The organism is Neisseria sp. HMSC70E02, from assembly GCF_001838645.1.
GTDB classification, from domain to species: Bacteria; Pseudomonadota; Gammaproteobacteria; order Burkholderiales; family Neisseriaceae; genus Neisseria; species Neisseria macacae.
Map to the genome: position 1 here is coordinate 16432 of NZ_KV838067.1, position 8142 is coordinate 24573.

Here is an 8142-nt window from a genome sequence, read left to right on the forward strand (position 1 = left end):
GCCTTGTCTCATTTTTATTTTAATCCACTATACAGTCCATCAAATTTGCCTCTCAGCAATGTTTCGCCCCACACCAAACACCAAGCCAATCAGCTTTCTACCCCCTGACGAACCGCCGCATGATTGTCCATCTGATTTAAATTGAATCCAAACAAGCCAAGCCGCGCATATATAGTGGATTAAATCTAAATCAGGACAAGGCGACGAAGCCGCAGACATACAGATAGTACGGCACCGATTCACTTGGTGCTTCAGCACCTTAGAGAATCGTTTTCTTTGAGCTAAGGCGAGGTAACGCCGTACTGGTTTAAAGTTAATCCACTATAAAAAAGGTCGTCTGAAACCTTTTCATATTTCAGACGACCTCGATATCAGAACCTAAGCAATTAATCGTCGCTGGTGAATGCCAACAAGATGCGCAACAGGCTGCTGAAAATATTGTAAATCGAGATGAAAATGGTCAGGGCTGCGCTGATATGGCTGTCTTCGCCACCATCAATCACGGTACGCACCTGCCACATAATAACCAGCGAACTGAACACAACAAACGCGCCGGAAATCGCCAGGCTCAGAGCCGGAATTTGCAGAATGAAGTTAGCAACCACTGCAATCATCAGAACCACACCGCCGATTGCCAAGAAGCGTCCGAGTGAGTTCATATTCATCGTTGTGCGGCGTGCCATCGCTGCCATTGTAAAGAATACGCCGGCGGTCATGGCTGCGGCGACACCTACGATTTGAGTACCATTACGGATAGCAAGCGCATATTGCAGCAACGGGCTGATCAACACACCCATACCGAAGGTAAAAATCATCAACAAGACAACGCCCGTATTGCTGTAACGGTTTTTCTCGATAAGGAAAATCATACCGTAGAAGAATGCCAATACAGCTACAAAACCCATCCAGCGTGCGCCGAACATAGCGTACAGGTTTAGGTTCAAAGCGCTGCTGGCGAATGCGCCGGCAATAGCGGGAATGAAAGACAAACCCAGCAGGCGGTAAGTTTTTTGCAAGACAATGTTTTGGGAAACTTGTCCTGCAAGAGGATAGTCGTAAACGTCGTTTCGCATGGCGTTTGCTCCTGAAAAAATGTGTGAAAACAAAAAGAGTCCTGATTCTATCAGCAAATTATTGGCTTGGGCATAAAAATATGCCTACGTCGCCGTTTGAGGATAAGTGGTAGCGTTCAAAGCATTTTAAAGTGCCGCAATCATAAATTTACATAAAAGACTGCTTCTGAAACCGATGCCGAATCTTTGCCCACCCCTTTTACCGTTTGATTTGATTTTCACCACTTCAAAACCGGATAAAACAAGCTTCTGCAAGATAATGGATTTTGGAATTTAATGATTTGCCATAGCAAATTTGAACAGAGCCGGTTTCAGGCTGTGTAAACAACATAAGAAATAAAATAACTTCATTGATTATTCATCAACTTTCGATTTATTGTCTGTCGAACCGTTGAATGATAGGATTGCGGCGGTAAGTGTAGTGCAATCGCTCAAAATTTCATAAACGGCTGATTTCAGACGACATCAATGATGCGTAGAAAGCTGCTGTCTTCGATTTTAGCGATTCGTTATGTTTCACTTCATATCAATGATTACATAAGGAAATACAGTATGAACCGTCGTCAATTCTTGGGTGGTACAGCCGTTTCTTTGGCAGCCGCCGCTTCGTTCGCCCGCGCCCACGGACATCATGACCATAAAGGCCATTCCCACGCTGCCCCTGCTGCTGCGTCCAAAACCTATGAAGCAGCCAGAAAAGCGGCTGCCCACTGTGTTGAAGCAGGTCAAATCTGTTTGGCACACTGCATCCGACTGCTGAGCCAAGGCGATACTTCAATGAAAGATTGCGCAACAGGTGTCAACCAAATGCTGGCATTGTGTGGCGCGCTGCAAAACCTTGCCGCCCAAAACTCTCCGCTGACCCCTTCTTTGGCAAAAGTCTGTGTTGAGGCGTGCAAACAATGTGCCGCAGCGTGCAAACAACACGCAGGCCACCACGCAGAATGCAAACAATGCTATGAGTCTTGCCTTGCCTGCATCAAAGAGTGCGAAAAAATCGCTGCTTAATTGACGCAGTCAATTACCGGTCTGCCTGTGAAACAAACTTTGTTTTGCAGGCAGATCGGTTTGTTTAAAGGGGATGGCTTTCACAAAATTATTTGAAATGTAAGTTTTGTTTGTAGAATGTTGTGTCTTTGCCTACAAAATCTTGCCATAAATTTAAAATTTCACGCGCTGGCGAAAAACGGTATGTTTAGGATTATTAAGTTCTGTAACGCGCCCCGTTCTGAAATGAAGACAACAGGTTGCAAGACTTCAATCTTAACCATTCCAATGGTCTTAAAATTTCTGCCAAACACATGATTTTCACGCTTCTTAACAGACGTTTTCTTGATAAGGTCGTCTGAAAATTGCCCGACACCTTGATAAGCTTTACAATGCAAGTAATTAAAATACATCCCGCCTTATCTTCCCTTTCATGAGTTCCGTACCCTTCATCGAAATGAAAGACGTTGCCTTCGCGTATGGCGACCGTCCGATTCTGAACAATATCAATTTCAGCATTCCCCAAGGAAACTTCGCCGCCGTGATGGGTGGTTCGGGCAGCGGCAAAACCACGCTGATGCGGCTGATTACGGGTCAGATTCATCCTCAGTCGGGTAAGGTTTTGATTGAAGGACGTGATTTGGCGGGTTTTTCGGCTGATGAATTGTACGAACACCGCCGCCGCATGGGCGTGTTGTTCCAGCATGGCGCGCTGTTTACCGATTTGTCAGTATTCGACAATATCGCTTTTCCGATGCGCGAACTGACGCGCCTGCCGGAAGCGGTTATCCGCGATTTGGTTTTGTTGAAATTGAACGCGGTCGGTCTGCGCGGCGTGGAAAACCTGATGCCGTCCGAGCTGTCCGGCGGGATGTCGCGCCGCGTCGCGCTTGCCCGCACGATCGCGCTCGACCCTGAAATCATGTTGTACGACGAGCCGTTTACCGGCCTCGACCCGATTTCCTTGGGCGTGATTGCCCACTTGATCAGCCGCGTCAACAAGGCTTTGCGTTCGACCAGTATTATGGTAACGCACGACATTGAAAAATCTTTGGAAATCGTCGATCAGGTGATTTTCTTGGCACACGGCGAAATTATGTTCTCCGGCTCGCCGCAGGAAATGCGCGAACTGGATTCGCCTTGGGTACGCCAGTTTGTCGGCGGCTTGGCAGACGGCCCCGTCGCATACCGCTATCCGGCGCAAACGTCGTTGCAGCAAGATTTGCTTGGGTAGTTTTCAGACGACCTCGGTTTGCAGACGTCGTCTGAAACGTTTGTACCGTTGTTGCCTGAAGCCGAAATCATTTTTCAGACGACCCATCACCATCATCCTACAAGGTCGTCTGAAACCCGTTAATCCGTAATGGAAACCTATGAATTTTATCCGTTCCGTCGGGGCGAAAACCCTCGGCTTTATTCAATCTCTCGGCAGTATTACGCTGTTTCTGCTGAACATTCTGGCGAAATCCGGTACGGCTTTCGTCCGTCCGCGCCTGAGCGTGCGCCAAGTGTATTTTGCCGGCGTGCTGTCGGTATTGATTGTTGCCGTTTCAGGGCTGTTCGTCGGCATGGTTTTGGGTTTGCAGGGCTATACGCAGTTGTCGAAATTCAAATCCGCCGATATTTTGGGCTATATGGTTGCGGCTTCGTTGTTGCGCGAACTGGGTCCGGTGTTGGCGGCGATTCTGTTTGCCAGCAGCGCGGGCGGTGCGATGACCAGCGAAATCGGTTTGATGAAAACGACCGAACAGCTCGAAGCGATGAACGTGATGGCGGTAAACCCTGTCGCCCGCGTGGTTGCGCCACGCTTTTGGGCGGGCGTGTTTTCCATGCCGCTTTTGGCTTCGATTTTCAACGTGGCGGGGATTTACGGCGCGTATTTGGTCGGCGTGACCTGGCTGGGCTTGGACAGCGGCATTTTCTGGTCGCAAATGCAGAACAACATCACGATACATTACGATGTAATCAACGGTCTGATCAAATCCGCCGCGTTCGGCGTGGCGGTAACGCTGATTGCCGTACATCAGGGCTTCCACTGCGTACCGACCTCGGAAGGCATTTTGCGCGCCAGCACGCGTACGGTGGTTTCGTCCGCCCTGACGATTTTAGCGATTGACTTTGTGTTGACCGCATTGATGTTTACGGATTGACAGGTCGTCTGAAAACGAAACAAAGAACATTGGATATTCAAGGAACTTTAATGAAAAAGAATGTATTGGAATTTTGGGTCGGACTGTTTGTCCTGCTCGGCGTGGCAGCGGTCGGCTTTCTCGCTTTCCGCGTGGCGGGCGGCGCGGCGTTCGGCAATTCCGGCAAAACTTATACCGTATATGCCGATTTCAGCGACATCGGCGGTTTGAAGGCCAACGCGCCGATCAAATCCGCGGGCGTATTGGTCGGACGCGTCGGTTCCATCGAGCTTGACCCGAAATCCTATCAGGCGAAAGTCCGCCTCGATTTGGACAGCAAATATCAGTTCAGCAGCGACGTTTCCGCGCAAATCCTGACCTCCGGCCTGTTGGGCGAACAATATATCGGCCTGCAACAAGGCGGCGATACTGAACCCCTCGCCGCGGGCGATACCATTTCCGTTACCAGCTCCGCCATGGTTCTGGAAAACCTGATCGGTAAATTCATGACCAGCTTCGCCGAAAAAAACGCGGCGGGCGGCAACGATACAGCAAAAACCACCGAATAAACGTACACCATCATATTGATACTAGGACACTTAATCATGAAAAAAACCTCTTTCATCAGCGCACTGAGCATCGGCATCTTGAGCATCAGCATGGCGGTTGCCGCCCCTGCCGACGCAGTGAACCAAATCCGTCAAAACGCCACTCAAGTATTGAGCATCTTAAAAAGCGGCGATGCCAACACCGCCCGCCACAAAGCCGAAGCCTACGCGATTCCCTATTTCGATTTCCAACGCATGACCGCGCTGGCAGTCGGCAACCCTTGGCGTACCGCGTCTGACGCGCAAAAACAAGCGTTGACCAAAGAATTTCAAACCCTGCTGATCCGCACCTACTCCGGCACCATGTTGAAATTCAAAAACGCCAGCGTCAACGTCAAAGACAACCCCGTTGTCAATAAAGGCGGCAAAGAAATCATCGTCCGCGCCGAAGTCAGCGTACCCGGTCAAAAACCCGTCAACATGGACTTCACCACCTACCAAAGCGGCAACAAATACCGTGCCTACAACGTCGCCATCGAAGGCGCGAGCCTGGTAACCGTGTACCGCAACCAATTCGGCGAAACCATCAAAGCCAAAGGCGTAGACGGACTGATTGCCGAGCTGAAAGCCAAAAACGGCAGCAAATAACGCAAAGACAAGCCATGCCGTCCGTTTTCAGACGACATGGCTTTCGCACACCATGACCTTCAGGTTTTATCATCCAAGATTAAGTTGACAAGACAGCCATGCAAACCGAACTTCGCGACGGTACGCTGCACATCAGCGGCGACGTAACCGTCAAAACCCTGACCGCCGCCGCCTTTACCCGATTCAGACAGCAATGTCGTCTGAAAGACACCCGCGCGGTCGATTTGAGCGGCGTCGGGTGCGCCGATTCCGCCTGCGTGTCCCTGCTGCTTGACGCACTGCGCCGCCCGGACGGGAAAATCACCCTGCAAGGCATACCCGAATCCGTGCGCACCCTGTCCGAGCTTTACGAAATCAAAGACTGGTTGAACCCATGAAAAAAACCACCGCTTCACTCCTATTCCTCATCGGCCTGACCTCAACCCCCGCATTTGCCGAGAACAACCCCGCCGACCCCTACGAAGGCTACAACCGCGCCGTATTCAAATTCAACGACAAGGCCGACCAATACGTCCTCGCCCCCGTCGCACGCGGCTACCGCAAAATAACGCCCAAGCCCGTCCGCACCGGCGTGAGCAACTTCTTCAACAACCTGCGCGATGTCGTCAGCTTCGGCAGCAATGTTCTGCGCCTTGACGTCAAACGCGCCAGCGAAGACCTCGTCCGCGTCGGCATCAACACCACCTTCGGCCTTGGCGGTTTAATCGACGTAGCCGGTGCAGGCGGCGTACCCAGCAATAAAAACACCCTCGGCGACACCTTCGCCTCATGGGGCTGGAAAAACAGCAACTACTTCGTTGTCCCCCTGTTCGGCCCATCTACCGTACGCGATACCATTGGCAACGCCGTTACCACCGTCTACCCAGTTAAAAACGCCGTCTTCCACACCAGAGCAGGACGCTGGGGCACAATCGGCCTGCAGGCCATCAACACCCGTAAAGAACTGCTCGACCTGACCGACAGCCTCGAAGGCGCAGCCATCGACAAATACAGCTACACCCGCGACCTTTACATGAAAGTGCGCAGCCGCCAAACCGGCGGGACATTACCGCAAGGCGAGGATGACAATATCGACATCGACGAATTGGTGGACAGCGATCTGCCTGTCGAAGCCGGGGCAGATGCCTCCAATACCTCTGCCGGCGAAACTGCCGACCTTTATTTATACACCCCTATCCAAACCGGCGCACCAGCCGATGATGCGGCAAACGATTAATCCGGTTTCCATGCAAAAGGTCGTCTGAAACCTCTTTTCAGGGTTTCAGACGACCTTTTTCTATGCCATTTTAGAAAATCATAAGTCTGCTTGCGCAACTCACCACCAAGCCTGTGCCACATCATATAGTGGATTAAATTCAAATCAGGACAAGGCGCCGAAGCCGCAGACAGTACAGATAGTACGGCACCGATTCACTTGGTGCTTCAGCACCTTAGAGAATCGTTTTCTTTGAGCTAAGGCGAGGTAACGCCGTACTGGTTTAAAGTTAATCCACTATAAAATCAGAATGACCGTTACAAAAAGGTCGTCTGAAAAATCGACTTCAACGGAAATTCCTATTTCCCATCCGTTGAATACCCGTTTTCAGACGACCTCTCAGGGTGGTTCAATCATTCAAAGTCAAACAACTATGCAGACTCTGCACACCCGCCATCCGCGTATTTTCAGTTTCATGCGGCTTAAAAACTTATCCGCTTTGAGGCAGATTCCAATCAATCCAAAATATTAATGTGATACGGCTTTTAATTTTCTGATGATAATTCTTGATCTTCAAATTCCATACTTTCCGGATTTAGCTTCCAAATCGTCTTATCCTTAGAAGATATGGATTTTTTACCCTGATGAAATTCATAGCAGACCCTATCTGTTTTCAATATAAACTCCTTGCTGAGTTCAAATTCCATCACACACTTTCCCTGTGGCTTCAAGGACAAGGTATCTGCTACATGGTAACTCAGTATTCCATCTATTTTTTTAAAATTGAAGGGCGGACGCAACAATTTTTTATTGTCATAGAATGATTCATATATCACATCTATCGAGCCTAAAGTTGGAAGACCGGTATGGTCTTGAACTATGCTTCCATCCTTTCTATTGACCGGATAAATATCATATTTTTGTTCAACAATGCTATTTCCTTCAGATTCTTCCGATTCCCCATTAATGGCAACAACAAGCCATGCAAATGAATCATTATAGGGAATCACACCCAAAACTTTTGCATGCTCGGGGATAACGGTGCTCATTGAAACTGGATATATATATTCTTTAACATCCTTTGGCGCCTTAATCTGATTCAAATCCAGAAAGCCATTTGACAGTCTCGGGTAGGATTGAAACCAAGTTTTAGATGAAATAGGCAAGGTTAAACATTCTGCCTCTGCCAAATGCTTCTGTTCCTTAGGATAATTGATGTAGCACTTATCCTTGTCGGTTTTTTGGGACGATATGGCAGGCTCTTTTTTGCTGTTTTGATCAGCAAGTGTTTCTTGGGAAGCTGCCGGTCCGACGCCGCAAGCCGCCAAAGCCGTGAGTGAAAATACGAATAAGATTGCGCGGTTGAGTTGAGAAAAAATCATATCTTTCCTTAAATACCCATTCATTTTGGCTCAAGCCCTTTAAGATATGAAGAATGATAACATCCAATATGAATTTTTACCTACTCATCCGCAGAAGTTTCTTCCCTTACCGACATAAGCCTATTTTGCGGCAAAACTCGCTATTCTAAAGTATAGTGGATTAACTTTAAACCAGTACGG

Annotated in this window: 9 protein-coding genes; 7 read left to right on the plus strand and 2 right to left on the minus strand. The window is 49.0% G+C overall.

The window, feature by feature from the left end; translation table 11 throughout:
- Positions 1 to 386 precede the first annotated feature (386 nt).
- Positions 387 to 1073: a Bax inhibitor-1 family protein gene (locus HMPREF3277_RS01730; protein ID WP_003760551.1), complete on the minus strand. Its 687-nt coding sequence runs from the start codon at positions 1071 to 1073 to the stop codon at positions 387 to 389.
- Between the two features lie 552 nt (positions 1074 to 1625).
- On the opposite strand from HMPREF3277_RS01730, the gene HMPREF3277_RS01735 reads away from it, so the two are divergent.
- The 7 genes from HMPREF3277_RS01735 to HMPREF3277_RS01770 all read left to right on the plus strand — a co-directional run bounded on the left by HMPREF3277_RS01735 (position 1626) and on the right by HMPREF3277_RS01770 (position 6601).
- On the plus strand, positions 1626 to 2081 hold the full coding sequence (locus HMPREF3277_RS01735) for a four-helix bundle copper-binding protein (protein ID WP_039410569.1): 456 nt from the start codon (positions 1626 to 1628) through the stop codon (positions 2079 to 2081).
- Positions 2082 to 2493: 412 nt separating this feature from the next.
- On the plus strand, positions 2494 to 3294 hold the full coding sequence (locus HMPREF3277_RS01745) for an ABC transporter ATP-binding protein (RefSeq protein WP_003779745.1): 801 nt from the start codon (positions 2494 to 2496) through the stop codon (positions 3292 to 3294).
- A 139-nt stretch (positions 3295 to 3433) separates the two neighbouring features.
- On the plus strand, positions 3434 to 4210 hold the full coding sequence (gene mlaE, locus HMPREF3277_RS01750; protein WP_003760565.1) for a lipid asymmetry maintenance ABC transporter permease subunit MlaE: 777 nt from the start codon (positions 3434 to 3436) through the stop codon (positions 4208 to 4210).
- Positions 4211 to 4260: 50 nt separating this feature from the next.
- The gene (gene mlaD / locus HMPREF3277_RS01755; protein ID WP_070869854.1) at positions 4261 to 4758 is read left to right on the plus strand and encodes an outer membrane lipid asymmetry maintenance protein MlaD; all 498 of its coding nucleotides are present in this window, start codon (positions 4261 to 4263) and stop codon (positions 4756 to 4758) included.
- A gap of 36 nt (positions 4759 to 4794) precedes the next feature.
- Positions 4795 to 5385, plus strand: coding sequence for an MlaC/ttg2D family ABC transporter substrate-binding protein (locus HMPREF3277_RS01760; protein ID WP_003763204.1), 591 nt, complete (start codon positions 4795 to 4797; stop codon positions 5383 to 5385).
- A gap of 98 nt (positions 5386 to 5483) precedes the next feature.
- Entirely contained in the window at positions 5484 to 5762 is a 279-nt protein-coding gene (locus tag HMPREF3277_RS01765) for an STAS domain-containing protein (RefSeq protein WP_070869855.1), read from the plus strand.
- The gene (locus HMPREF3277_RS01770) at positions 5759 to 6601 is read left to right on the plus strand and encodes an MlaA family lipoprotein (protein WP_070869856.1); all 843 of its coding nucleotides are present in this window, start codon (positions 5759 to 5761) and stop codon (positions 6599 to 6601) included. Before HMPREF3277_RS01765 ends, HMPREF3277_RS01770 begins: the two co-directional genes overlap by 4 nt.
- Before the next feature lie 524 nt (positions 6602 to 7125).
- Here the strand turns inward: HMPREF3277_RS01770 and HMPREF3277_RS01775 are convergent.
- Positions 7126 to 7962 (minus strand): hypothetical protein, encoded by an 837-nt coding sequence (locus HMPREF3277_RS01775; protein WP_070869857.1) that lies wholly within the window; start codon positions 7960 to 7962, stop codon positions 7126 to 7128.
- Between the last annotated feature and the right edge of the window lie 180 nt (positions 7963 to 8142).